This is a genomic window from Aliihoeflea sp., from assembly GCF_052435475.1.
Lineage (GTDB): Bacteria > Pseudomonadota > Alphaproteobacteria > Rhizobiales > Rhizobiaceae > Aliihoeflea.
Map to the genome: position 1 here is coordinate 128,480 of NZ_JBQVMV010000004.1, position 23,360 is coordinate 151,839.

A 23,360-nucleotide genomic window follows, 5' to 3' on the forward strand; every position below is an offset into this window, starting at 1 on the left:
TCTGTGCTATTGACACGCCCCGTGGCGCGGCGACAGAAGCGCAAGCTTGTCCGCGACAGATGATTTCAGACCCCGAACGTCAATGATTTGAGGAGACTACGACCATTCGCAGACCGTTCAAAGCCGCGGCGCCGACCAAGGAAGGCCCGCGCTCCAACCGTGACATCCGTGTACCGCAGGTGCAGCTCATCGATGCCGAAGGCCAGAATCGTGGCGTCGTGTCGATCAATGAAGCCTTGATCCTCGCCGAGGAAGCGGGCATGGATCTCGTGGAAATCTCGCCGAACCAGACGCCGCCCGTCTGCAAGATCACCGATCTCGGCAAGATGAAGTACGCCAACCAGAAAAAGGCGGCCGAAGCCCGCAAGAAGCAGAAGACCATCGAGATCAAGGAGATCAAGATGCGTCCGAACATCGACACCCACGACTATGAGGTGAAGATGAGAGCCGTGCGCCGCTTCTTCGAGGAGGGCGACAAGGTCAAGCTCACGCTGCGCTTCCGTGGCCGCGAAATGGCGCATATGGAACTCGGCATGAAGCTTTTGAACCGCGTTCGCGAGGAAGTCACCGAGATCGCCAAGGTCGAGGCCGAGCCCAAGCTCGAAGGCCGCCAGATGATGATGGTGCTGGCGCCGCGCTGATCGATTTCAACGCGCGGCGGAGAGTCTGACGAATCTCCGTTGCGCTTTTTTCGCCGCGCGTTTATAGACCGCGCGTTCGTGAGCCGTCCGGCAGGGCATGCCGTGTCGGCTCGAAATGCTTGAAGCTCACCCATATCGAGCGAAGCGAGAAGCAGCCGACCGGCTGCCGTCGACCATTCGACGCCCTCGCGGAGCTGCCGACGCAAGTCGGCGGGCGTGAGCGCACAATGATGGAGAAGCAAAATGCCCAAGATGAAGACGAAGTCTTCGGCCAAGAAGCGGTTCAAGATAACCGGGACTGGCAAGGTCAAGGCGGCTGCCGCAGGCAAGCGCCATGGCATGATCAAGCGTTCCAACAAGTTCATCCGCGACGCACGCGGCATGATGGTTCTCGCGGAACCCGACGCCAAGAAGGTGACCCGCAACTATCTGCCCAATGGCGGCGGCCTCTAAGGCCCTCGGACCGTAGAATTTAAGGAGATCATGACATGGCACGCGTCAAGAGGGGCGTTACGTCCCACGCCAAGCACAAGAAGGTTCTGAAGGCCGCCAAGGGTTTCTACGGCCGCCGCAAGAACACCATCCGCATCGCCAAGCAGGCAGTCGAGAAGTCGCTGCAGTATGCCTATCGCGATCGCAAGAACCGCAAGCGCAATTTCCGCGCGCTCTGGATTCAGCGCATCAACGCTGCCGTCCGCGAGCACGGCCTGACCTATGGCCGCTTCATCGACGGCCTGAACAAGGCTGGCATCGAGATCGACCGCAAGGTGCTGTCCGACATGGCGATCCACGAGCCTCAGGCGTTCGCCGCGCTCGTCGGCAAGTCGAAGGCATCGCTCGACTATCTCAAGGACACGACCCCGAACCAGTTTGAAAGCGTGGTTGCCTAACCAGCGCTTCCCGATTGTTCACGACTTGATTTGGGAAACCCGCGCTGGCATGGCTGGCGCGGGTTTTTCTTTGTGCGACGAACGGCCGGAATGTCCGGCAGGATAAATTGATGAGCGATCTGCAATCCCTTGAAACGAGCCTGATGAGCGACATCGCGTCGGCATCCGACGAGCAGTCGATCGAAGCCGTGCGCGTCGCGGCACTCGGCAAGAAGGGCTCGATCTCGGAAAAGCTGAAGACGCTGGGCGCGATGAGCGCGGACGAGCGCCAGACGATGGGCCCCGCGATCAATGGGCTGAAGCTTCGCGTCACCGACGCCATCACCGCACGCAAGAGCGAGTTGCGCGACGCCGCGATCGACGCCCGTCTGGCCGCCGAAAAGCTGGACGTCACGCTGCCGATCCGTCAGGCGCCGGCCGAGCGCGGCCGCATCCATCCGATCAGCCAAGTGATCGACGAGATCACGGCGATCTTCGGCGACATGGGATTTGCGATCGCCGAAGGTCCGGACATCGAGACGGATTACTACAACTTCACCGCGTTGAACTTCCCCGACGGCCACCCGGCGCGCGAGATGCACGACACGTTCTTCTTCCAGCCCGACGAGGCCGGGGAGCGCAAGCTGCTGCGCACGCACACCTCGCCGGTGCAGATCCGCACGATGGAGACGCAGAAGCCGCCGATCCGCATCGTCATCCCCGGCAAGACCTACCGGCAGGATTCCGACGCCACGCACTCGCCGATGTTTCATCAGGTTGAAGGGCTGGTCGTCGACAAGACCGCCAATGTCGCCAACATGAAGTGGGTGCTGGAGGAGTTCTGCAAGGCGTTCTTCGAGGTTCCGAGCGTCAAGATGCGCTTCCGCCCGTCCTTCTTCCCGTTCACCGAACCGTCGATGGAAGTCGACATCCAGTGTGACCGCTCGCGTCCGGGCGAAGTGCGTTTCGGCGAGGGCAATGACTGGATGGAAATCCTCGGCTGCGGCATGGTTCACCCGAACGTGCTGCGCGCCGGCGGGCTCGATCCGGACGAGTATCAGGGCTTCGCCTGGGGCATGGGCATCGACCGCATCGCCATGCTGAAATACGGCATGCCCGACCTGCGCGCCTTCTTCGATGCGGACGTTCGCTGGTTGTCGCATTACGGATTCAGGCCGCTTGACATGCCGACCTTGTTTGGGGGGCTGAGCAACGGATGACCCTCCACTCCGGCTCCTGCCGTTGCGGGCTGATCTCCGCTGAGGCGAGCGCAGACCCCTTCTGGCGTTCCTATTGCCACTGCCGCGATTGCCGAAAGCAGACCGGCGCGCCGGTGATGGCCTTTATCGGCTTTCACGACGAGCAGCTGACTTGGCACGGCGAACCGAAGACATGGCGTGCCGGGGGCGTGGAACGGCGCTTTTGCGAGCATTGCGGCAGCCAGATCGGCTATCGCGACGACAAGCTGCCGGGCGAGATCTACCTTTCGCTCGGCTTCATGGACGAGCCCGAGCGTTATGCGCCGACCATGCATGCATTCGAAAAGCGGCGCCTGCCGTTTCTCCACATCGCCGACGACCTTCCGCGCTTCGAAGGTTTTTCGATCGAGCGCTGACGATCCAACTGGACGAGACCTATGAAATTCACGCTTTCCTGGCTCAAGGACCATCTCGACACGAACGCCTCGCTGGCCGAGATCTGTGAGCGGCTGACCATGATCGGCCTCGAGGTCGAGGCCGTCGACGATAAGGCGGCGCTGAAGCCGTTCGTGATCGCGAAGGTGGTGAGCGCGGTCCAGCACCCTGATGCCGACAAATTGCGTGTGCTGATGGTCGACACCGGTGACGGGAAGCCGATCCAGGTCGTCTGCGGCGCGCCCAATGCGCGCGAGGGCCTCGTCGGAGCGTTCGCCGCACCCGGCTCCTACGTGCCTGGCATCGACGTGACCCTTTCGGTCGGAAAGATCCGCGGCGTCGAGAGCCACGGCATGATGTGCTCGGAGCGCGAATTGCAGCTTTCCGACGAGCATGACGGCATCATCGACCTGCCGGCCGATGCGCCGGTCGGCACGCCGTTCGCGACCTATGCAAAGCTCGACGATCCGGTGATCGAGATCAATTTGACGCCGAACCGGCCCGACGCGACCAGCGTCTACGGCATCGCGCGCGACCTGGCCGCCTCCGGCCTCGGCACGCTGAAGACGCAGCCTGTCGCTCCAGTTGCCGGCCAGGGCGAGATGCCGGTCAAGGTGTCGATCGCCGATCCCGACCTTTGCCCCGGCTTCGCGCTGCGCCTCGTCAAGGGCGTGACGAACGGCGCGTCACCGAAATGGATGCAGCAGCGTCTGATCGCGATCGGTCTGCGCCCGATCAACGCGCTGGTCGACATCACCAACTACATGACTTTCGATCGCGGCCGCCCGCTGCACGTCTTCGACGCCGCCAAGGTCGCCGGAAACCTCACGGTGCGTGCAGCGAAAGACGGCGAGAAAGTGCTCGCGCTCGACGGTCGTGAATATGAGCTCAACGCCTCGATGTGCGTCATCGCGGACGACAATGGCGTCGAATCCATCGCCGGCGTCATGGGCGGAGAGCATTCGGGTTGCGACGAGGCGACGACCGACGTCCTGATCGAATCCGCGCTCTGGTCGCCGCTCAACATCGCGCGCACGGGCCGCGAACTCGGCATCATCACCGACGCCCGCTATCGCTTCGAACGCGGCGTCGATCCCGAATTCATGGTGCCGGGGATCGAGCTTGCGACCCAGCTCGTCCTCGACATCTGCGGCGGAACGCCCTGCGAGACCGAAGTCGTCGGCTATGCGGGATATGACGCCAAGCGCATCTCGATGCCGGTTGCCGAGGTCAAGCGCCTGACCGGGCTCGACGTGGCGAAGACCGAATCGATCTCGATCCTCGACCGGCTCGGCTTCGCGCCGCAGGACGAGGGCGATGCGATCCAGGTTGCGGTGCCGTCCTGGCGGCCGGATGTCGACGGCAAGGCCGACATCGTCGAGGAAGTGATGCGTATTCACGGTGTCGACCGGATCGCACCCGCGCCGCTGCCGACCTTCGGCGCGGTCAACGGCAAGATGCTGACGCCGATCCAGATCCGCACCCGCTCGGCCAAGCGCGCGCTCGCCGTGCGCGGCATGATGGAGGCGGTCACCTGGTCGTTCATCCCTGAGGCGCACGCGAAACTGTTCGGCGGCGGCCAGCCGGCGCTCAAGCTCGCCAATCCGATCGCAGCCGACATGTCGGACATGCGGCCCTCGCTCCTGCCGGGGCTGATCGCCGCCGCGCAGCGCAATGCCGATCGCGGCATGGGCGACGTCGCACTGTTCGAGGTCTCCGGCATCTATGACGGCGATGGCGCCGACCAGCAGCGCCGCGTCGCCGCCGGCATCCGGCGCGGCACGGCGAAGCTCGACGGACAGGGCCGTCACTGGGCCGGCAGCGCCGGAGCCGTCGGCGTTTTCGACGCCAAGGCCGACGCCTTCGCGGCGCTGGAAGCTGCCGGCGCGCCGGTGGACAAGCTGCAGGTCGAGGCCGGCGCGCCGGACTGGTATCATCCCGGACGTTCCGGCACGATCAAGCTCGGGCCCAAGATCGTGCTCGGCACGTTCGGCGAGTTCCACCCGCGTACACTGGAAGCGCTCGACGCGAGCGGGCCGCTGGCCGGTTTCGAGATCTATCTCGACGCGATCCCAGAGCCGAAGGCGAAGCCGACGCGGACCAAGCCGCGCCTCGATCTCTCGCCCTTCCAGGGCGTGAAGCGCGATTTCGCCTTCGTCGTCGACCTGGGCGTCGAGGCGGCTTCCATCGTCAAGGCGGCAGCCGGCGCCGACAAGAAACTCGTGACGGACGTGCGTGTCTTCGACATTTTCGAGGGAGCATCCGTGGGCTCGGGCAAGAAGTCGATCGCCATCGAAGTCGCGATCCAGCCGACCGATCGCACGCTCACCGACGAGGATTTCGAAGCGCTCGCCGCGAAAATCGTCGCCAATGTCGAGAAGACCACGGGCGGTGTCTTGAGGACGTGATCACATCGTCCTGGTGACGCGTCGGCTGGTGTAGAAGATGTGGCGGCCGATCCTGGTCAGACGTGTCTTGCGGGCGCCCCAGGAGGGCATCACGCTGGTCGCGTGATAATGGGTGGCACGCGCGACGGCACCCGTCAGTGTGGCCATGCGGACCAGTTTGCGCGTCGCGGTGCAATCCGAGCCGCAAAGGATCTCGCCGGCGAGTTGTTTCGACTGCGCATAGGTCGCGCTCTCGCGCGGACGATCCGAGATGCCGTCGCACGCAAACGAGAACTGACAGGCGTTGCGCCGGTGCCTGTTCTGGTAGACGACGCCGCAGACCGTATCGGGATAGGCGCGGCTCTTCACGCGGTTGATGATGACCTGGGCGACCGCGATCTGGCCGGTGACGCTTTCGCCGCGTGCCTCGTGATAGATGGCCTGGGCGAGACAGGTCCTGTCAGCCGTTGGCCGACGCTTGGCAATCGGAATATCGAGCGCCGAGACGGCGGCACGGGCATGATAGGCAGGGTTCGCCGCTGCGGGATTGAACGGGAAAAGCATTGCGGTCAGCGCGGCAAGCGCGAGCGTTTTTCGGTTTCGCATGAGGACCCACTCCGTTAACGGAAGGGTAACGAAAGGCGCTCGCGTCTATTCCCGACTGCAAAGGAGAATGCGATGTTTCGCTGGGGCGTCCTGTCGACGGCAAAGATCGCGCGCGATCACGTGATCCCGGCCATCCTCGAATCCGAAAACGGCGTTCTGGCTGCCATCGCCAGCCGCGACGAGGCGCGCGCACGCGCCCTCGCGCAAAGGTTTGGCGCCCCGCACGCCTTCGGTTCATACGAAGCGCTGCTCGCCTCCGACACGGTGGATGGCGTCTATATCCCGCTCCCGACGTCCGATCACGTGGAATGGGCGATCAAGGCGGCCGATGCCGGCAAGCATGTGCTGGTGGAAAAGCCGCTGGCGCTGCGGGCGAGCGATATCCAGCAAGTGATCGACGCGCGGGACCGCAACGACGTCGTCATCTCCGAAGCCTTCATGGTGTTCTACCACCCGCAATGGATGAAGGTCCGCGAGCTGATTGCGACGGGCGCCATCGGACGGCTGCGGCATGTCCAGGGCGCGTTCTCCTATTTCAACCGCGACCCCGGCAACATGCGCAACAAGCCCGAACTTGGCGGTGGCGCACTGCTGGACATCGGCGTCTATCCCGTCGTCACGACGCGGATCGCGACCGTCACCGAGCCGCTTCGCGTGCGCGCGACGGTCGAGCGCGACGGCGATTTCGGCACCGACATCTATGCGAACGTCACTGCCGATTTCGGCACGTTCGACCTGTCCTTCTACTGTTCGACGCAGATGGCATTGCGCCAGGAGATGGTGTTCCACGGCGAGGACGGCTTCATCCAGGTCCAGGCGCCGTTCAATGCCGGCGATTTCGATCATCACCGGATCGAACTGCACGACCAGCGGCGGGTGGAGGCGCGCGTCTTCCGCTTTCCCGGCACCCGCCAATACCGGCTCGAGGTCGAGGAGTTCGCGCGGGTCGCATCCGGCGGCGACGGCCGGGTGTTCACGCTGGAGGAGTCGGTCTGCAATCAAAAGGTGATCGACGCCGTATTCGAGGCCGGCAAAGCGGATGGCTGGTCGAAAATCTGAGGATCACCTCGCTGTATCGAAAATCGCCGGTCGGCGTCACTTGCGCCAAAAATGACCCCTTCTTATATACGCCGCACGGTCGCACCGGGCCTTCGCAAAGGTTCGGGCGCGGCATTTTCCAACGAACAGGGGCCGTCGTCCGGAACGCCTCGCATTGGGTCCAGACGGCCTGCTTAAGCGGAGAGAAGAAAGAAAATGGCTAAAGTAATCGGTATCGACCTTGGAACGACCAATTCCTGCGTCGCCGTCATGGACGGCAAGGACGCGAAGGTGATCGAGAACGCAGAAGGCGCGCGCACGACGCCCTCCATCGTCGCCTTTACCGGTGACGGCGAGCGCCTCGTCGGCCAGCCGGCCAAGCGCCAGGCGGTCACGAACCCCGAGAACACCCTTTTTGCGATCAAGCGCCTCATCGGCCGCACCTTCGACGACCCGACGACGCAGAAGGACAAGGGCATGGTGCCCTACAAGATCGTCAAGGCCGCCAATGGCGACGCCTGGGTCAAGGCGGGCGACACCGATTACTCTCCCTCGCAGATTTCCGCGATGATCCTTCAGAAGATGAAGGAAACCGCCGAATCCTATCTCGGCGAGAAGGTCGAGAAGGCCGTCATCACCGTTCCGGCCTATTTCAACGACGCCCAGCGCCAGGCGACCAAGGACGCCGGCAAGATCGCCGGACTTGAAGTCCTGCGCATCATCAACGAGCCGACCGCGGCCGCGCTCGCCTACGGCCTCGACAAGAAGGACGGCAAGACCATCGCCGTCTACGATCTCGGCGGCGGCACGTTCGACATCTCGATCCTCGAGATCGGCGACGGCGTCTTCGAGGTGAAGTCGACCAATGGCGACACCTTCCTCGGCGGCGAGGATTTCGACATGCGCCTCGTCGAATACCTGGCGGCGGAGTTCAAGAAGGAACAGGGCATCGACCTGAAGGGCGACAAGCTGGCCCTGCAGCGCCTGAAGGAAGCGGCCGAAAAGGCCAAGATCGAGCTGTCTTCGTCCGCGCAGACCGAGATCAATTTGCCCTTCATCACCGCTGACCAGACCGGTCCGAAGCACCTGACGATGAAGCTCACGCGCGCCAAGTTCGAGAGCCTCGTCGACGATCTGGTGCAGCGCACCGTCGGCCCCTGCAAGGCGGCGCTCAAGGATGCCGGGCTCAATGCGGGCGAGATCGACGAGGTCGTCCTCGTCGGCGGCATGACGCGCATGCCCAAGGTGCATGAGGTCGTGAAGCAGTTCTTCGGCAAGGAGCCGCACAAGGGCGTCAACCCGGACGAAGTCGTTGCCATGGGCGCGGCGATCCAGGCCGGCGTTCTGCAGGGCGACGTCAAGGACGTGCTGCTGCTCGACGTGACCCCGCTGTCGCTCGGCATCGAGACGCTGGGCGGCGTGTTCACGCGCCTGATCGAACGCAATACGACGATCCCGACCAAGAAGGCGCAGACCTTCTCGACGGCCGAGGACAACCAGTCGGCCGTGACGATCCGCGTCTTCCAGGGCGAGCGCGAGATGGCCGCCGACAACAAGGCGCTCGGCCAGTTCGATCTCGTCGGCATTCCGCCCGCACCGCGCGGCGTGCCGCAGATCGAGGTCGCGTTCGACATCGACGCCAACGGCATCGTCAACGTCTCGGCCAAGGACAAGGGCACCGGCAAGGAGCACCAGATCCGCATTCAGGCGTCGGGCGGTCTGTCCGACGCCGACATCGAGAAGATGGTCAAGGACGCCGAGGCCAATGCCGACACGGACAAGAAGCGCCGTGCCGCGGTCGAGGCGAAGAACCAGGCCGAAAGCCTGCTGCACTCGTCCGAGAAGTCGCTGAAGGATTATGGCGACAAGGTCTCGGCCGAAGACCGCAAGGCGATCGAGGACGCGATTGCGGACCTGCGCAGCGCGACCGAAGGCGACGATGCCGAGGCGATCACCGCCAAGACTAATCATCTGGCGGAAGTCTCGATGAAGCTCGGACAGGCCATGTACGAGGCCAGCCAGGCGGAAGCCGCTGAAGCCGACGCCAAGGCCGATGCCCAGAAGAGCGGCGAGGACGTGGTCGACGCCGACTTCGAGGAAATCGACGAGAACGACGACAAGAAGAAGTCGGCCTGACCTGATCGGCCGACGAAGCGGAAACCCGGCCGTGCGCCGGGTTTCTTCGTTTTTAGCTGCGCGCTGTTGCCGAAATGCGCATGGAGAACGGCGCCGCCTATGGCATACCGGCTGCAGGCTTCCTAAATCGGGCAACTAGGCGCCGCGCTTCGGCTTCGAAGCGGTCGCGCCATTCCTTCGCCCAATCGTGAGACTGAACCAGGGATGACCATGAAGGCCGACTATTACGAGACCCTCGGAGTGCAGAAGGGCGCTGACGAGAAGGAATTGAAGGTCGCCTTTCGCAAGCTGGCCATGCAGTATCATCCCGACCGCAATCCTGACGATCACGAGGCGGAGAAGAAGTTCAAGGACATCAACGAAGCCTATGAAGCGCTGAAGGACCCGCAGAAACGCGCGGCCTATGATCGCTTCGGCCATGCCGCGTTCGAACAGGGCGGGTTCGGCGGTGGTGGAGCGGGCTTCGGCCAGGCCGGCGGTTTCGCCGACATCTTCGAGGACATCTTCGGAGAGATGATGGGCGGCCGCCGACGCGGCGGCGCCAACAATCGCGGCGCCGATCTGCGCTACAATATGGAAGTCACGCTCGAGGAAGCCTTCGCCGGGAAGACCGCCCAGATCAGGGTGCCGTCCTCCATGGCCTGCGACGAATGCGCGGGCTCCGGCGCACGGCCGGGCACGCAGCCCGTCACCTGCTCGATGTGCGGCGGCGCGGGCCGGGTTCGGGCGCAGACGGGCGGTTTCTTCTCTGTCGAACGGACCTGCCCGCAATGCCAGGGGCGCGGCCAGACGATCCAGGACCCGTGCCGCAAATGCGCCGGCCAGGGCCGCGTCACCGAGGAGCGCGCACTCTCCGTCAACATCCCTTCGGGCATCGAGGATGGCACCCGCATTCGCCTTGCCGGCGAGGGCGAGGCCGGTTTGCGGGGTGGGCCGTCCGGCGACCTCTACATCTTCCTGTCGCTGAAGCCGCATGAATTCTTCCAGCGCGACGGCGCGGATCTTTACTGCAAGGTGCCGATCTCGATGACGACGGCTGCGCTCGGCGGCGCATTCGAGGTCGCGACGCTCGATGGCACGCAGACGCGCGTCAAGGTGCCCGAGGGCACCCAGCATGGCCGCCAGTTCCGCATGAAGGGCAAGGGAATGCCCATCCTGCGCCAGAACCAGGTCGGCGATCTCTACATTCAGGTCGCGGTCGAGACGCCGCAGAGCCTTTCCAAGCGCCAGCGCGAATTGCTGGAGGAGTTCGAGGAGCTGTCCTCGACCGAAAACAGCCCGCAATCCTCCGGTTTCTTCAGCCGCATGAAGGATTTCTTCGAATCGTTCGGCAACTAGGCTGAGTGCAATTGCGACACACGATCCCGTGTGAGCGACATGATTGTCCTTGTTCGGTCACGCTTAGCCTGTAGTCTCCCGCCACTGCCAAATGGAGGGACGACGCCGCGATGAAGACCGGGCTGCAGAAGCTGACGCGCCATTTCGACGAAGAACTGAAGTTCCTCAAGGGCTGGATCGACCAGCCGCGCGCCGTCGGCGCCATGCTGCCGACCAGTTCTGTCACCGCAAGGCGCATGGCCTCGGTCATAAATCCCGAATCAGGCCTGCCCGTTCTCGAACTCGGACCCGGCACCGGCGTCATCACCAAGGCGATCCTGGAGAGGGGCGTTTCGCCGCAAGACCTCTATTCGATCGAGTATTCGGCCGATTTCGTCGAACATCTCGAAGCCGAGTTTCCCGAGGTCAACATCATCGAGGGCGACGCCTTCGACCTCGATGCCACGCTCGGCGACAAGCGCGATCTGGTCTTCGATTCGATCGTCTCGGCCGTGCCGCTTCTCAATTTCCCGGTGCCGAACCGCGTCGCCTATGTGGAAGACCTGCTGAGGCGCATTCCATACGGCCGCCCGATCGTTCAGATCAGCTACGGGCCAAAGTCGCCGGTTCCACCCGGCCGCGGCAACTATACGGTCGAACACCACGATTTCGTGTTCCGCAACTTCCCGCCCAGCCAGCTCTGGCTCTATCGACGTCCTCTCGCCTGACACTTTGACAAGCACCGACGGGCGCTTTAATCGCCTTGTCAGCGATGAGAGGCGGCATGCAGGCAGCACCCAGAATCCTGGTCTTCGCCGGTTCGATCCGAACCGGCGCCTATAGCGGCCAGACGGCCGACGTGGCGCAATCCGAACTCGGCGCACAAGGCGCCGACGTCACCCGCCTCTCGCTCGCCGACTACCCGATGCCGATCGTCGACCAGGATCTCGAGCGGGAGCACGGCGTTCCTGAAAACGCGCTTCGGCTCGCGCGCCAGATCGCGGCTCATGACGGGCTGCTGATCGCGAGCCCCGAATACAATTCCTCGATCCCGCCTCTGCTGAAGAATGCCATCGACTGGGTCAGCCGCGTCCATTCCGACAGTGGCAAGCCGTTTCGGCCCTATGCGGGCAAGGTCGCGGGGCTTTGCTCGTCGTCGGACGGCAATTTCGCCGGCATTCGCGGGCTCTACCATTTGCGCGCCGTCCTGATGAATTGCGGTGTCGAGATCGTCACGCCGCAATGCTCCGTCGCGCGGGCGGGCGAGGCGTTCGACGAACATGGCCGCTTCAAGGACGAGCGCACGCGCAAGGCCATGGAAAATGTCTGCCGCACCTTGATCGACCGCGCGCGCCTGCTCTCGCCGAGGATGAGATGACGACAATCGACACCCGCCTCATCGTCGGTCTCGACATGCCGACGATCGCTGACGCCGAGCGGATTGTGCGCGATCTCGATGGGATCGTGGGTTTCTACAAGATCGGTTACCAGCTTGTCTTCGCCGGGGGGCTGGAATTTGCCCGCGACCTCGCCGCTGAAGGGAAACAGGTTTTCCTCGACATGAAGCTGCTCGACATCGACCACACGGTCGAGAAAGGTGTCGAGAACATCGTCAGGATGGGCGTGACCATGCTGACGTTGCATGCCTACCCAAAGGCGATGCGTGCAGCGGCGGCAGCGGCGCGCGGCAGCGAACTCACCCTTCTCGGTGTGACGGTCCTGACCTCGATGGACGCAGCCGACCTCGCGGAGGCCGGCTATCGCGAAGACCCCGAGACTTTGGTCGCCCGACGCGCCGAACAGGCGCGTGACGCCGGCATGGGCGGCATCGTCTGCTCGGCTGCGGAGGCGGCTCGGGTACGCAGTATCGTCGGCCCTTCGATGGCAGTGGTCACGCCCGGCATCCGCCCGGCCGGCGCCGACCATGGCGACCAGAAGCGTGTCGTGACGCCTGCCGACGCCTTGCGCGCGGGTGCGAGCCATCTGGTCGTCGCGCGTCCCATCATCGCCGCATCCGACCGCCGCGCCGCGGCGAGCGTCATTCTCGATGAAATGAAGACCATCCAAGGGAGATGAACATGGCCAAGGGTTACTGGATCGCACATGTCGATGTCCGCGATCCCGAGCGCTACAAGGATTACGTGTCGACCGCCAAGCCGGCCTTCGAGCGCTACGGCGCGAAGTTCCTGGCGCGCGGCGGCACCTACCACGCCATGGAGGGCAAGGGTCGCGGCCGCAACGTCGTCATCGAGTTCGCCTCGATCAAGGACGCGCTCGACTGCTACAATTCGGCCGAGTACCAGGCGGCGAAGGCGATCCGCCAGAAAGTGGCGGATGCCGAGATGACCATCATGGAAGGTTACGAGGGCTAATCAGCCCTCCAGCGCCTCGACAAGCCGTTCCGCGCCGTCGCGGAATGGATCGACCGCCGGGAGGCCCAGTCGTGCCTCGATCTCAGTGAGATAGGCGCGGGCGTCGGCCTCCGACATCGCCGCGGTGTTGATCGAGATGCCGACCACCTTGCAGTCGGGATTGACCATCTTCGCCATGGTCAGCGCGAGATCGCGCAGCGCTTCCAGCGACGGCAGCTTGTAGCCGGGAAGGCCGCGCATGTGATCGCGCGTCGGTTCGTGGCAGAGCACCAGCGCATCGGGCTGGCCGCCATGGATCAGCGCCAGCGTCACGCCCGAATAGGAAGCGTGAAACAGGCTGCCCTGTCCCTCGATCAGGTCCCAGTGGTCGGCATCGTTGTCCGGCGTCAGCCACTCGATCGACCCGGCCATGAAATCGGCGATCACCGCGTCGAGCGGCACGCCCTCGCCGGTGATCAGGATGCCGGTCTGGCCTGTGGCGCGGAAGGTCGCCTTGAGGCCGCGCTCGCGCATGACCTTTTCCATCGCGAGCGCCGTGTACATCTTGCCGACGGAGCAATCCGTGCCGACGGCGAGACACCGCTTGCCGGTGCGCTTGACGCCGTTTGCGATCGGATAGTCGACTGTCGGAATGCGCACGTCGATCAGCTTCGTGCCGTGGCGCTCGGCGGCTGCGACGAGTTCGAGCACTTCGGCAAGAAGATCGTGCAGGCCGGACGCAACGTCCATGCCGGCCTCGATCGCTTCCTTCATCACCGCGATCCAGCTTTTGGAGATGACACCGCCGCGATTGGCCGCGCCGATGACGAGTGTCTTCGCGCCGGCGGCCTTCGCTTCGGCAATCGTCATGTCCGTCAGTCCGAGATCGGCCTTGCAGCCGTCCATGCGGAACTGGCCGACCGAGAGGTCGGGACGCCAGTCCTTGATGCCATTGGCGACCTTGGCTGCCAGTGGATCGGGCGCTTCGCCCAGGAAAAGGAGATAGGGGGTCTTGAGCATTGCAGGCCTCGGGGTTCGCGACAGGCTCGTTGTCGCATCTCACCGGGCAGGCCTCAAGGGCGAGACCGGATCGGCTTTAGGGCCAGACATGCCATGGCCGGCGTTGCGCACCTTGGCAGCGCTGCCAATTATCAGTTTCCATCGCCTCCTTGCGATGTTACGAGGGTGGAAAGCAGGAGGGGAGGTCACGATGATCGATCTGACGGGTCGAACGGCGCTGGTGACGGCCGCTGGGCAGGGCATCGGCCATGCAAGCGCGCTCGCCCTGGCGCGGGCCGGCGCGACTGTCGTCGCCACCGACATCAATCTCGAGGGGCTCGCATCGTTCGACGGCGTGCCGCGGATTACCGCGCGTCGGCTGGACGTGCTCGACCCGGATGCCATCACGGCGCTGGCCGGTGAGATCGGCCAAGTCGACATCCTGTTCAACTGCGCCGGCGTGGTCCATGCCGGCACGGTTCTCGATTGCACGGAAGACGAGTTCGACTTCGCCTTCGCGCTCAACGTCAAGGCGCAGATCCGCATGATCAAGGCGGTGCTGCCGGGCATGCTGGAGCGTCGCGACGGCTGCATCATCAACATGGCGTCGGTCGCTTCGAGCGTGAAGGGCGTGCCCAACCGGTGCCTCTACAGCGCTTCCAAGGCGGCGGTGATCGGCCTGACGAAATCGGTCGCGGCCGACTATGTGGCGCAAGGCATCCGCTGCAACGCGATCTGTCCGGGAACGGTGGACAGCCCCTCGCTGCACGAAAGGCTGAGGGCGCAGGGCGACTACGAGGCGGCGCGCACAGCCTTCATCGCGCGCCAGCCGATCGGACGTATCGGAACGGCCGAGGAGATCGCCGATCTCGTCGTCTATCTGTCGGGGGCAAGCTATACGACCGGCGCGATCCACCTGATCGATGGCGGCTGGGCGATTTGAACAACAGGGAAGGGAACGACGCATGAAATTGCTGCGCTATGGCGAGCCGGGGAAGGAGAAGCCGGGGCTTTTGGATGCGGATGGACGCATCCGCGACCTGTCGGGCAAGATCGCCGACATCTCGGGCGACGCGCTGACGCCGTCGGGGCTTGAAAGCCTTGCCAAGATCGATCCGGCAAGCCTGCCGCAGGTCGATGGCAATCCGCGAATCGGCCCCTGCGTCGGTGATGTCGGCAAGTTCATCTGCATCGGCCTCAACTATGCCGACCACGCCGCCGAAAGCGGTGCCAAGGTTCCGCCGGAGCCGATCATGTTTATGAAGCCGCGCTCGGCGATCGTCGGGCCGAACGACGAGGTTCGCATCCCGCGCGGGTCCGTGAAGACGGATTGGGAGGTCGAACTCGGCATCGTCATCGGCAAGACGGCGAAATACGTGTCGGAAGCTGACGCACTCTCGCATGTTGCCGGCTACTGCGTCGTCAATGACGTGTCGGAACGCGAATACCAGCTCGAACGCCACGGCACCTGGGACAAGGGCAAGTGCTGCGACACGTTCGGGCCGATCGGTCCGTGGATGGTGACGGCCGATGAGATTGCCGATCCGCAGAACCTTGGCATGTGGCTGGAGGTCGACGGGCACCGCTACCAGGACGGCTCGACGAAGACGATGGTCTACGGCGTCGCCCACCTCGTCTCCTACCTTTCGCAGTTCATGACGCTTCACCCGGGCGACATCATCGCCACCGGCACGCCGCCCGGCGTCGGCATGGGCCAGAAGCCGCCGGTTTATCTGAAGGCCGGCCAGACGATGCGCCTCGGCATCGAGGGGCTGGGCGAGCAGCGTCAGGTGACGGCGGCCGACTGACCGGGACGAGACCCCGCATGAATGAAAAGGCCGGCGCATGGATGCACCGGCCTTTTCGCCGCTTCTCCTGGGAGGAAATCTATTCCTTCACGGCGCCCGTCATCGACGACACGTAGTAGTCGACGAAGAACGAATAGAGGATGACGACCGGCAGCGAGCCGATCAGCGCGCCGGACATCAGCGCCCCCCATTCATAGACGTCGCCGCGCACGAGCTCCGTCAGCACGCCGACCGGAACGGTTTTGTTTTCCGAGGAAGAGATGAAGGTCAGCGCGTAGATGAACTCATTCCACGACAGGGTGAAGGCGAAGATGCCGGCCGAGATCAGGCCGGGAATGGCCAGCGGCAGGACGATCTTGGTCAGGATCTGCCAGCGGCTCGCGCCGTCGACGAGCGCGCTTTCCTCCAGCTCGAACGGGATCGAGCGGAAATACCCCATCAGGAGCCAGGTGCAGAACGGGATCAGGAAGGTCGGGTAGGTGAGGATCAGTGCCAATCGCGTGTCGTAGATGCCGAACTGGAACACCATGAAGGCGAGCGGGATGAACAGGATCGACGGCGGCACGAGATAGGCGAGAAAGATCATCAGCCCGGTCACCCGCGCGCCGGTGAACCGCACCCTCTCGATCGCATAGGCGGCGAAGACGGACGCCGCCAGCGAAAGGATCGTCGAGAAGACCGATACGATCATCGTGTTCCACAGCCAGCCCGGATAGGACGTCTGGAACAGGAGATACTTGATGTGATCGAGCGTTGGTCCGACGACCCAGAACGGGCTGTAGTCGCGATAGTTCGTGAGCTGGTGGTTGGGCTTCACCGCCGTCACCGCCATCCAGTAGAACGGAAACAGCAGGACGAAGACGAAGACGAGGAGCGGCAGGTAGACGACGACGATGCGGCGCAGCAGCGTGTCGTACTGGTTCATGCCGACGATATCGTCTTCGGTGGCTTTGGCCTCGATTGCCTTGTCGGTCATGGTCATGTCCTCAATCGGCTCCGCCCTGCTGCCATTTGCGGCGTTGCAGGCCGAAGAAACTGAACAGGATCGCGCCGAGCAGGAACGGGATCATGGCGACGGCGATTGCCGCACCTTCGCCGAGCTGGCCGCCGGGTATGGCGCGCTGGAAGGAGAGCGTCGCCATCAGATGTGTCGCATTGACGGGCCCGCCGCGCGTCAAAACGTAGATCAACTGGAAGTCGGTGAAGGTGAACAGCACGGAGAAGGTCATCACGACCGCGATGATCGGCGTCAGAAGCGGCAGCGTCACATAGCGGAAGCGCTGCCAGGACTTGGCGCCGTCGAGCGCGGCCGCCTCGTGCAGCGATTGCGGGATCGTCTGCAGACCGGCCAGGAGACAGATCGCGACGAAGGGAATGCCGCGCCAGACATTGGCGGCGATGACGGACGCGCGCGCCAGGTTGGGGTCGCCGAGGAAGTTGATCGGGCGCTCGATCAGGCCCCAGTCCATCAGGACGAAGGAGATGATCGAGAATTGCGAATCGAAGATCCACCAGAAGGCGAGCGCCGACAGCACGGTCGGCACGACCCACGGCAGCAAAATGATGGCGCGAAAGAAGTTCTTGAACCGCAGATGCTGGTTCAGGACGAGCGCGAGCCATAGGCCCAGTACGAATTTCAGAACCGTCGCGACGAAGGTGTAGAGTAGCGTGTTGAAGACCGAGAGCCAGAAGACGTTGTCGTTCCACAGCCACACATAGTTCTCGAGGCCGATGAAGACGCCCGGTCGACCGATCGAGGTATCGGTGAAGCCGAGCCAGACACCGAGGCCGAGCGGATAGGTCAGGAAGCACAGGAGAAAGGCCGCCGCTGGCAGCATGAACAGGAGGCCGAGCCCGTTGCGGCTTTCGCTGAGCCGCGTCAGCATCGATGTTCTGGGTCGCGATACGGCGATTTTTCCGCCTTCCGGGGTCGTGGACATTGGCCGTTGATCTCCGTCACAGGGTCGACTTGGCCCGAATGGGAAGCACCGGGCTCACGCGAGCCCGGTGCCGACCGCGTCAGACGCGGTAGTAGCGGTTGATGCGCCGTTCGGCGTTTGCGATCGCGTCTTCGGGCGTGCGCTGGCCGGTCACGGCTTCGGCGAACATGTCGACGAGGACATAGTCGGCCATCACCGCCGCGGACGCATAGCCGAGTGGGCCGGGCCAGCCATTCGGGCGCAGGCTCGCCGACGCCTTCGAGTAGGGCTCGTGGATCGGCGAGGATGTCCAGACCGGGTTCGACTCATATGCCCGCAATGGCTGGCAGCAATAGGCGCTGGCGCCCTCGATCCACGCATTCATGTTGTCGGCTTCGTACATGAAGGCGAGATAGGCTTTGGCCGCTTCCGGATAGGGCGTGTGGTTGAAGATCGCCAGCGTCGACGTCTGGTGCAACTCGACCGATTCGCCGACCGGTCCGACCGGCAGCGTCGTGGTGCGGATGTCGTCGGCAATCTCCTGCATGGCCGGGTCGTTGCGGGCCGCGTAGTAGAGCGACACGCCATTGGCGACGAGCGAGCACTGTCCGGCCAGGAACGCGCGGTTGTTGTTGATGTCGAGCCAGCTTTCGGTGCCGGGAATGAAGGTCGCGTAGAGCGCACGCGCATATTCGATGGCAGCCAGCGTCTCCGGGCTGTTGATGGCCACGGCTCCGCTTTCGTCGACCATGCGTCCGCCATGGCTCCACAGCAGCCAGTGCGCATAGTTGTTGCCGTCGCCGACGGCTTTGCCGTGCGGGAAGCCTGCCGGTGTGCCATTGGCCTGCAGCGCCGTGCAGAGTTCCAGGAAACCGGCCGTGTCGTTCGGGAATTCCGAGAACCCAGCCGCCTCGACCTGGCTTGCGCGATAGCAGATCGCGTTGCCGATGGCGCACAGCGGCAGGGCGATGAAGCTGTCGTCGCGCCGGGCATATCCTTCGAGACCGGGATACCAGCCGCCATGCGCTTCGCCGAGCGCGGTGCCGAGTTCGGTCACGTCGACCAGCTTGTCGGGATATTGGTGCACGTCGTCGAACCAGCCCATGACGAGATCGGGGCCGGAGCCGATATTGGCGGCGACTGCCGCCTTCGGCCGCACGTCCTCCCAGCTTTCCTGGTCGATCCGGACCTCGACGCCTGTCGCCTCGGTGAAGGCGCGGGTGTTGGCGTTCCACGCCTCTTCCTCGGCCTTGACGAAAGGAACCCAGCGTAGAAGCCGCAGCGTCGCGCCGGATTCGGGCGTGTAGGTGGGAATGGCGTTTTGGGCGAAAGCGCGCCGCGGCATGGTTATGCCGCCGAGCGCGGCCGTTCCGATAAGTCCGGCGGCACCTGTCATGATCTGTCTGCGATTGAACGTCATGTCATCTCCTCCTTCTTGTTTCGGACGCATCGGGACCTCCGCCCTCCTCGCCCGCTCCTCTGCCTCAGTCCCTAAGTCGTATCCCGCTGCCCGCGTCGAAGAGGTGCACCGTGCGCGGATCGATCGACACGTTCAGCGTTTCGCCCGGCGCAAGCATCACCCGCTCGCGAAAGACGCAGGTCACCTGCGTTTGCCCGATGAGCCCGACGATCTGGCTTTCCGAGCCGGTCGGCTCGATGACCTGAACCTTGAGTTCGACCGGACCGCCCAACGAAAAAGATTCCGGTCGGATGCCGTAGACCAGCGCCTTTCCGCGTGCGGAAGCGAGATCTGTGGGCGCAGGAAGTGCCACGCCGTCATCGGTGACGAAGCGGGCCACGTCTGCCTCGTCGAGACGACCGTTGAGAAAATTCATCGCCGGCGATCCGATGAAGCCGGCGACGAAGAGGTTGGCCGGATTATCGTAGAGGTCGAGCGGCGCGCCGACCTGCTCGACGATGCCGTCATGCATGACGACGATCTTGTCGGCCATCGTCATCGCCTCGATCTGGTCGTGCGTGACGTAGACCGTCGTCGTGGTCAGCCTCTGATGCAGGTTCTTGATCTCGGTGCGCATCGACACGCGCAGCTTGGCGTCGAGATTGGAAAGCGGTTCGTCGAAAAGAAAGACCTGCGGATCGCGCACGATCGCCCGGCCCATCGCGACGCGCTGGCGCTGCCCGCCGGAAAGCTGGCGCGGGTAGCGGTGGAGCAGGTTCGACAGGCCGAGGATTTCGGCTGCGGGCTTCACCCGTTCCTCGATTTCGCTTTTCGAGGCTCCTGCGAGCATGAGCGAGAACGACATGTTGTCGGCGACGGTCATGTGCGGATAGAGCGCGTAGTTCTGGAAGACCATGGCGATGTCGCGCTCTTTGGGCGGCAGGTCGTTGACGATCCTGTTGCCGATGCGGATCTCGCCGGACGTGATGTGCTCGAGGCCGGCCAGCATGCGCAGAAGCGTGGACTTGCCGCAGCCCGACGGGCCGACGAGAATGACGAATTCGCCGTCCTCGATATCGATGCTGACGCCCTTGATGACGGGGTGATTTCCGAAAGACTTGCGTACGTCGTCGATTTCGACTGACGCCATTGGAGATCCTCCCTGATGTCCCGTTGCGCCTGCCTGTTCCGCGGGCGCGCTATCCGCGTCCGACGAACGGCATCGCGTTCGCCATGACGGTTAAGGTCAGTACGTTCGTGCCGAGCGGCAAACCCGCCATGTAGACGACCGCATCGGCGACATTGCGCGGGTCGATCGTCGCCTCGGCCTTGATGCTGCCGTCCGCCTGCAGGACGCCTTTCGAGATCGTGTCAGTCATCTCGCTCGCCGCATTGCCGATATCGATCTGGCCGCAGGCGATGTCGTGCGCGCGCCCCTCCAGTGACGTCGCCTTGGTCAACCCGGTGATCGCGTGCTTTGTCGCCGCATAGGGCGCCGAGTTCGGGCGTGGCGTCGTGGCGGAAACCGATCCGTTGTTGATGATGCGCCCGCCCTTTGGCGATTGCGTCTTGAAGAGGCGCACCGCGTGCTGGGTGCACAGGAATGTCGATGTGAGATTGGAGGCGACGACCGCGTTCCAGTCGGAAAAGTCGACCTCTTCCAAGGGCAAAGGCGGAGCATTTATACCGGCATTGTTGACCAGGAGATCGAGCCTGCCGTGAACTGAGACGATGTCCGCAAAGAGATTCTTGACCGCGGTCGGATCGGCGAGGTCCGCCACGATGCCGGTAACCGCCAGCCCTTTGCTGGCCAGCCGCGCGGCAGCGTCGTCCAGGATCTGGCCGCGCCGGCCGGTGATGACCACTTGCCATCCGGCTTCCGCCAGGGCCGTCGCGATCGCAAGGCCGACGCCAGTTCCGCCGCCCGTCACCAGCGCGACAGAAGAGGAATTCCGGTCATGGCTAACCATGCGGCAAAACCCGCACTGTCGGTGTCATAGCACTCCTCCCGGTACAACCTGACCGTTCACGAATGTGCGGGCGGGCAACCTGGAGCAAACGGGTAACGCATCGTCAAATTGCTGGCAAGTAATTTTTGGCAGCGCTGCCAAATAGTGGTAGCCGTGCCTGGACGTTGCGGTTAGGGTGTCGCCACCATGGACCAGGACGACGATCACAAGCACCGGAACGAGGTCACGCTGCGCGAAGTCAGCGCGGCCGTTGGTCTGGGAATGAGCACGATCTCGCGGGTCCTGCGCAATCACGGCTCCTTCTCGCAGGCGACCCGGGACCGCGTGATGAAGGCGGTCGAGGAACTGGGCTATGTGCCGAACCGGATCGCCGGAACGCTTGCCTCCTCGGGCTCCAACCTCGTCGGCATCGTCATCCCGTCCCTGCACAACATCGTCTTCCCGGACCTGCTGAGCGGAGCTGCGGTGACTCTCGATCCGATCGGCTTCCAGACGGTCATCGCGGTCACCGACTACGATCTCGACCAGGAGCAGAAGGTCATCCAGTCGATGCTGGCCTGGCGCCCCGGCGCCTTTCTGGTGGCTGGCCTCGAGCATACGCCGCGCACGCGCGCCATGCTGAAAAACAGCGGCGTGCGCATCGCCGAATTGCTGGATACCGATGGCGAAGGCATCGACATCGTCGTCGGCTTTTCGCAGCGCGAGGCGGGCGCTGTGAGCGCACGCCATCTCGTCGAACGCGGTTACCGGCGGATTGGATATGTCGGCCCGCAATTCGCGTGCGACCCGCGGGCGCGAAAACGCTTTGCCGGCTTCAGCGAGGTCCTCGCCGAGGCGGGCGCCAGCGTCGTGGAAACGGAACTCATCGGCCGGACGTCCTCGACGGAAGCCGGCCGTGCCGCGCTCGAGCGTATGCTGGCGCGCACTCCCGATCTCGACGCGGTCTATTTTTCGAATGACGACTTCGCGGTGGGCGGCCTGTTCCACTGTTTCGCCAACGGCATCTCCGTGCCCTCGCAACTGGCCATCATGGGCTTCAATGGCCTCGACATCGGCCGCTTCGCACCGCAGCCGCTGACGACCCTGCGCACGCCGCGCACCGAGATCGGCGAGATCGGCGCCCGCATGGTGATGGAGCCGGGAGGCGCGAAAGTCGTCGACGTTCCGTTCGAACTTGTCAGGGGAGCCACGACCTGAGCGCTCGATGCGGGGAGGCATCGGGCGCATCCGAATCATCACAAGGGAGGAAACCAAGATGATCGCAAGAACCGTTCTGGCACTGGGCGTCGCGCTTGCCGCGGCGGCGGGGACCATTCCCCATGCAGCCGCGCAATATCCGGACAGGCCATTGACCCTGATCGTGCCGTGGGGCGCGGGCGGCGGCACCGACGCCACAGCGCGCATCATCGGCGCGGGCCTCGAACGCGAGCTCGGCCAGCCGGTCAGCGTCGTCAACCGCACGGGCGGCTCCGGCGTCGTCGGGCACTCGGCCATCGCCGAAGCCGAGCCGGACGGCTACACGATCGGCATCGCCACGGTCGAGATCGGCATGATGCACTGGCAGGGCCTGACGGAACTGACCTACGCGAACTATACGCCCCTCGCACTGATGAACGAGGATGCGGCCGGGGTGCAGGTGCTGGCCGATTCCGAATACGACACGCTCGAAAGCCTCCTGGAGGCGATCGCCGGATCACCCGCCGGCACCTTCCGTGCCTCGGGAACCGGCCAGGGCGGCATCTGGCATCTCGCCATCGCGGGGCTTCTCAATGATCGCGGCATCGATCCGGCGAACGTGCCATGGGTACCGAGCGACGGCGCCGCGTCCGGCCTTCAGGATTTGATGGCCGGCGGCGTCAATCTCGTCCCCGTCTCGCTCGTCGAGGCGCGCGGCCTGATCGAGGCGGGCCGCGTCAAGTCGCTCGGCCTGATGGGGCCCGAACGCGCCGACCTGTTCCCCGACGTGCCGACCTTGTCCGAAGCCATCGGCTCGGACTGGCAGATCGGCGCATGGCGCGGGATCGTCGGCCCGCAAGACCTGCCGGAGGACGTCGCCACCCGCCTCATGGATGCGCTCGAGGCGGTCTACAACAGCGAGGACTACCAGAACTTCATGGCCGCCCAGGGTTACGGCGTGCGTTGGGCACGTGGTGATGAGTTCGGCACCTTCATGGAACAGGCCGACGCCTCACTCGGCGAGACGATGGAGGCCGTCGGTCTCGCCCAGTAATCCGATCGACGAAAGCCTGCCGGCCATCGGTCGGCAGGCGATCGCCACGCTTCCCA

The 23,360-nt window shown here is 64.1% G+C and carries 24 protein-coding genes; 17 read left to right on the forward strand and 7 right to left on the reverse strand.

Features of this window, described 5'->3' with window-relative positions; translation table 11 throughout:
* Positions 1-104 precede the first annotated feature (104 nt).
* The 6 genes from infC (at position 105) to pheT (ending at position 5,552) form a co-directional block, all read left to right on the forward strand.
* The gene (gene infC, locus ACT6QU_RS07535; protein WP_024588137.1) at positions 105-641 is read left to right on the forward strand and encodes a translation initiation factor IF-3; all 537 of its coding nucleotides are present in this window, start codon (positions 105-107) and stop codon (positions 639-641) included.
* A 243-nt stretch (positions 642-884) separates the two neighbouring features.
* A complete protein-coding gene (rpmI, locus tag ACT6QU_RS07540; RefSeq protein WP_024588136.1) occupies positions 885-1,094 on the forward strand; it encodes a 50S ribosomal protein L35 in 210 nt (69 codons plus the stop codon).
* Between the two features lie 35 nt (positions 1,095-1,129).
* Positions 1,130-1,531, forward strand: coding sequence for a 50S ribosomal protein L20 (gene rplT / locus ACT6QU_RS07545; RefSeq protein ID WP_024588135.1), 402 nt, complete (start codon positions 1,130-1,132; stop codon positions 1,529-1,531).
* A 110-nt stretch (positions 1,532-1,641) separates the two neighbouring features.
* On the forward strand, positions 1,642-2,730 hold the full coding sequence (gene pheS / locus ACT6QU_RS07550; protein ID WP_444563560.1) for a phenylalanine--tRNA ligase subunit alpha: 1,089 nt from the start codon (positions 1,642-1,644) through the stop codon (positions 2,728-2,730).
* Complete coding sequence (locus ACT6QU_RS07555; RefSeq protein ID WP_444563561.1) at positions 2,727-3,125, forward strand: GFA family protein; 399 nt, start codon at positions 2,727-2,729, stop codon at positions 3,123-3,125. Before pheS ends, ACT6QU_RS07555 begins: the two co-directional genes overlap by 4 nt.
* Before the next feature lie 21 nt (positions 3,126-3,146).
* Positions 3,147-5,552, forward strand: a complete 2,406-nt coding sequence (pheT, locus tag ACT6QU_RS07560; RefSeq protein ID WP_444563562.1) for a phenylalanine--tRNA ligase subunit beta — start codon at positions 3,147-3,149, stop codon at positions 5,550-5,552.
* Here the strand turns inward: pheT and ACT6QU_RS07565 are convergent, their stop codons facing one another.
* The gene (locus tag ACT6QU_RS07565) at positions 5,553-6,137 is read right to left on the reverse strand and encodes a cell wall hydrolase (protein WP_444563563.1); all 585 of its coding nucleotides are present in this window, start codon (positions 6,135-6,137) and stop codon (positions 5,553-5,555) included. It lies immediately after the preceding gene.
* A gap of 72 nt (positions 6,138-6,209) precedes the next feature.
* Here ACT6QU_RS07565 and ACT6QU_RS07570 point away from each other — a divergent pair, with 72 nt between their 5' ends.
* The 7 genes from ACT6QU_RS07570 (at position 6,210) to ACT6QU_RS07600 (ending at position 13,000) form a co-directional block, all read left to right on the forward strand.
* Positions 6,210-7,196, forward strand: a complete 987-nt coding sequence (locus tag ACT6QU_RS07570) for a Gfo/Idh/MocA family protein (protein WP_444563564.1) — start codon at positions 6,210-6,212, stop codon at positions 7,194-7,196.
* Between the two features lie 195 nt (positions 7,197-7,391).
* Positions 7,392-9,311: a molecular chaperone DnaK gene (gene dnaK, locus ACT6QU_RS07575; RefSeq protein ID WP_444836576.1), complete on the forward strand. Its 1,920-nt coding sequence runs from the start codon at positions 7,392-7,394 to the stop codon at positions 9,309-9,311.
* Between the two features lie 210 nt (positions 9,312-9,521).
* On the forward strand, positions 9,522-10,649 hold the full coding sequence (gene dnaJ / locus ACT6QU_RS07580; RefSeq protein ID WP_444564039.1) for a molecular chaperone DnaJ: 1,128 nt from the start codon (positions 9,522-9,524) through the stop codon (positions 10,647-10,649).
* A 110-nt stretch (positions 10,650-10,759) separates the two neighbouring features.
* Positions 10,760-11,356: a phospholipid N-methyltransferase PmtA gene (gene pmtA, locus ACT6QU_RS07585; RefSeq protein WP_444564034.1), complete on the forward strand. Its 597-nt coding sequence runs from the start codon at positions 10,760-10,762 to the stop codon at positions 11,354-11,356.
* 56 nt (positions 11,357-11,412) lie between these two features.
* Complete coding sequence (locus ACT6QU_RS07590; RefSeq protein WP_444564033.1) at positions 11,413-12,006, forward strand: NADPH-dependent FMN reductase; 594 nt, start codon at positions 11,413-11,415, stop codon at positions 12,004-12,006.
* A complete protein-coding gene (gene pyrF, locus ACT6QU_RS07595) occupies positions 12,003-12,704 on the forward strand; it encodes an orotidine-5'-phosphate decarboxylase (RefSeq protein ID WP_444564032.1) in 702 nt (233 codons plus the stop codon). Before ACT6QU_RS07590 ends, pyrF begins: the two co-directional genes overlap by 4 nt.
* A 2-nt stretch (positions 12,705-12,706) precedes the next feature.
* Positions 12,707-13,000, forward strand: coding sequence for a DUF1330 domain-containing protein (locus ACT6QU_RS07600; protein ID WP_444564031.1), 294 nt, complete (start codon positions 12,707-12,709; stop codon positions 12,998-13,000).
* Here the strand turns inward: ACT6QU_RS07600 and dgcN are convergent, their stop codons facing one another.
* Positions 13,001-13,999 carry an N-acetyltransferase DgcN gene (dgcN, locus tag ACT6QU_RS07605; RefSeq protein ID WP_444564030.1) on the reverse strand — a complete coding sequence of 333 codons (999 nt, stop codon included), beginning with the start codon at positions 13,997-13,999 and terminating at the stop codon, positions 13,001-13,003. It abuts the gene before it with no gap.
* Positions 14,000-14,189: 190 nt separating this feature from the next.
* On the opposite strand from dgcN, the gene ACT6QU_RS07610 reads away from it, so the two are divergent.
* Both ACT6QU_RS07610 and ACT6QU_RS07615 read left to right on the forward strand, forming a co-directional pair.
* Complete coding sequence (locus tag ACT6QU_RS07610; protein WP_444564029.1) at positions 14,190-14,921, forward strand: SDR family oxidoreductase; 732 nt, start codon at positions 14,190-14,192, stop codon at positions 14,919-14,921.
* 22 nt (positions 14,922-14,943) lie between these two features.
* The gene (locus ACT6QU_RS07615) at positions 14,944-15,786 is read left to right on the forward strand and encodes an ureidoglycolate lyase (protein ID WP_444564028.1); all 843 of its coding nucleotides are present in this window, start codon (positions 14,944-14,946) and stop codon (positions 15,784-15,786) included.
* Between the two features lie 79 nt (positions 15,787-15,865).
* Here ACT6QU_RS07615 and ACT6QU_RS07620 read toward each other — a convergent pair whose 3' ends face one another.
* The 5 genes from ACT6QU_RS07620 to ACT6QU_RS07640 form a co-directional block, all read right to left on the reverse strand.
* On the reverse strand, positions 15,866-16,711 hold the full coding sequence (locus tag ACT6QU_RS07620; protein ID WP_444564038.1) for a carbohydrate ABC transporter permease: 846 nt from the start codon (positions 16,709-16,711) through the stop codon (positions 15,866-15,868).
* A 61-nt stretch (positions 16,712-16,772) separates the two neighbouring features.
* Positions 16,773-17,726, reverse strand: a complete 954-nt coding sequence (locus ACT6QU_RS07625; RefSeq protein ID WP_444564027.1) for a carbohydrate ABC transporter permease — start codon at positions 17,724-17,726, stop codon at positions 16,773-16,775.
* 79 nt (positions 17,727-17,805) lie between these two features.
* Positions 17,806-19,125 (reverse strand): ABC transporter substrate-binding protein, encoded by a 1,320-nt coding sequence (locus ACT6QU_RS07630; protein ID WP_444564026.1) that lies wholly within the window; start codon positions 19,123-19,125, stop codon positions 17,806-17,808.
* 64 nt (positions 19,126-19,189) lie between these two features.
* Positions 19,190-20,254, reverse strand: coding sequence for an ABC transporter ATP-binding protein (locus ACT6QU_RS07635; RefSeq protein ID WP_444564025.1), 1,065 nt, complete (start codon positions 20,252-20,254; stop codon positions 19,190-19,192).
* A 49-nt stretch (positions 20,255-20,303) separates the two neighbouring features.
* Complete coding sequence (locus tag ACT6QU_RS07640) at positions 20,304-21,074, reverse strand: SDR family oxidoreductase (protein ID WP_444564024.1); 771 nt, start codon at positions 21,072-21,074, stop codon at positions 20,304-20,306.
* A gap of 186 nt (positions 21,075-21,260) precedes the next feature.
* Here ACT6QU_RS07640 and ACT6QU_RS07645 point away from each other — a divergent pair, with 186 nt between their 5' ends.
* Positions 21,261-22,271, forward strand: coding sequence for a LacI family DNA-binding transcriptional regulator (locus tag ACT6QU_RS07645; RefSeq protein ID WP_444564023.1), 1,011 nt, complete (start codon positions 21,261-21,263; stop codon positions 22,269-22,271).
* A 58-nt stretch (positions 22,272-22,329) separates the two neighbouring features.
* Positions 22,330-23,304, forward strand: coding sequence for a tripartite tricarboxylate transporter substrate binding protein (locus tag ACT6QU_RS07650; RefSeq protein ID WP_444564022.1), 975 nt, complete (start codon positions 22,330-22,332; stop codon positions 23,302-23,304).
* Positions 23,305-23,360 lie beyond the last annotated feature (56 nt).

Bases quoted from the DNA above. Each gene is read 5' to 3' on its own strand.
- rpmI (WP_024588136.1), top strand. From the start codon at position 885: ATGCCCAAGATGAAGACGAAGTCTTCGGCCAAGAAGCGGTTCAAGATA.
- rplT (WP_024588135.1), top strand. From the start codon at position 1,130: ATGGCACGCGTCAAGAGGGGCGTTACGTCCCACGCCAAGCACAAGAAG.
- pheS (WP_444563560.1), top strand. From the start codon at position 1,642: ATGAGCGATCTGCAATCCCTTGAAACGAGCCTGATGAGCGACATCGCG.
- ACT6QU_RS07555 (WP_444563561.1), top strand. From the start codon at position 2,727: ATGACCCTCCACTCCGGCTCCTGCCGTTGCGGGCTGATCTCCGCTGAG.
- pheT (WP_444563562.1), top strand. From the start codon at position 3,147: ATGAAATTCACGCTTTCCTGGCTCAAGGACCATCTCGACACGAACGCC.
- ACT6QU_RS07565 (WP_444563563.1), bottom strand. From the start codon at position 6,137: ATGCGAAACCGAAAAACGCTCGCGCTTGCCGCGCTGACCGCAATGCTT.
- ACT6QU_RS07570 (WP_444563564.1), top strand. From the start codon at position 6,210: ATGTTTCGCTGGGGCGTCCTGTCGACGGCAAAGATCGCGCGCGATCAC.
- dnaK (WP_444836576.1), top strand. From the start codon at position 7,392: ATGGCTAAAGTAATCGGTATCGACCTTGGAACGACCAATTCCTGCGTC.
- dnaJ (WP_444564039.1), top strand. From the start codon at position 9,522: ATGAAGGCCGACTATTACGAGACCCTCGGAGTGCAGAAGGGCGCTGAC.
- pmtA (WP_444564034.1), top strand. From the start codon at position 10,760: ATGAAGACCGGGCTGCAGAAGCTGACGCGCCATTTCGACGAAGAACTG.
- ACT6QU_RS07590 (WP_444564033.1), top strand. From the start codon at position 11,413: ATGCAGGCAGCACCCAGAATCCTGGTCTTCGCCGGTTCGATCCGAACC.
- pyrF (WP_444564032.1), top strand. From the start codon at position 12,003: ATGACGACAATCGACACCCGCCTCATCGTCGGTCTCGACATGCCGACG.
- ACT6QU_RS07600 (WP_444564031.1), top strand. From the start codon at position 12,707: ATGGCCAAGGGTTACTGGATCGCACATGTCGATGTCCGCGATCCCGAG.
- dgcN (WP_444564030.1), bottom strand. From the start codon at position 13,999: ATGCTCAAGACCCCCTATCTCCTTTTCCTGGGCGAAGCGCCCGATCCA.
- ACT6QU_RS07610 (WP_444564029.1), top strand. From the start codon at position 14,190: ATGATCGATCTGACGGGTCGAACGGCGCTGGTGACGGCCGCTGGGCAG.
- ACT6QU_RS07615 (WP_444564028.1), top strand. From the start codon at position 14,944: ATGAAATTGCTGCGCTATGGCGAGCCGGGGAAGGAGAAGCCGGGGCTT.
- ACT6QU_RS07620 (WP_444564038.1), bottom strand. From the start codon at position 16,711: ATGAACCAGTACGACACGCTGCTGCGCCGCATCGTCGTCGTCTACCTG.
- ACT6QU_RS07625 (WP_444564027.1), bottom strand. From the start codon at position 17,726: ATGTCCACGACCCCGGAAGGCGGAAAAATCGCCGTATCGCGACCCAGA.
- ACT6QU_RS07630 (WP_444564026.1), bottom strand. From the start codon at position 19,125: ATGACGTTCAATCGCAGACAGATCATGACAGGTGCCGCCGGACTTATC.
- ACT6QU_RS07635 (WP_444564025.1), bottom strand. From the start codon at position 20,254: ATGGCGTCAGTCGAAATCGACGACGTACGCAAGTCTTTCGGAAATCAC.
- ACT6QU_RS07640 (WP_444564024.1), bottom strand. From the start codon at position 21,074: ATGGTTAGCCATGACCGGAATTCCTCTTCTGTCGCGCTGGTGACGGGC.
- ACT6QU_RS07645 (WP_444564023.1), top strand. From the start codon at position 21,261: ATGGACCAGGACGACGATCACAAGCACCGGAACGAGGTCACGCTGCGC.
- ACT6QU_RS07650 (WP_444564022.1), top strand. From the start codon at position 22,330: ATGATCGCAAGAACCGTTCTGGCACTGGGCGTCGCGCTTGCCGCGGCG.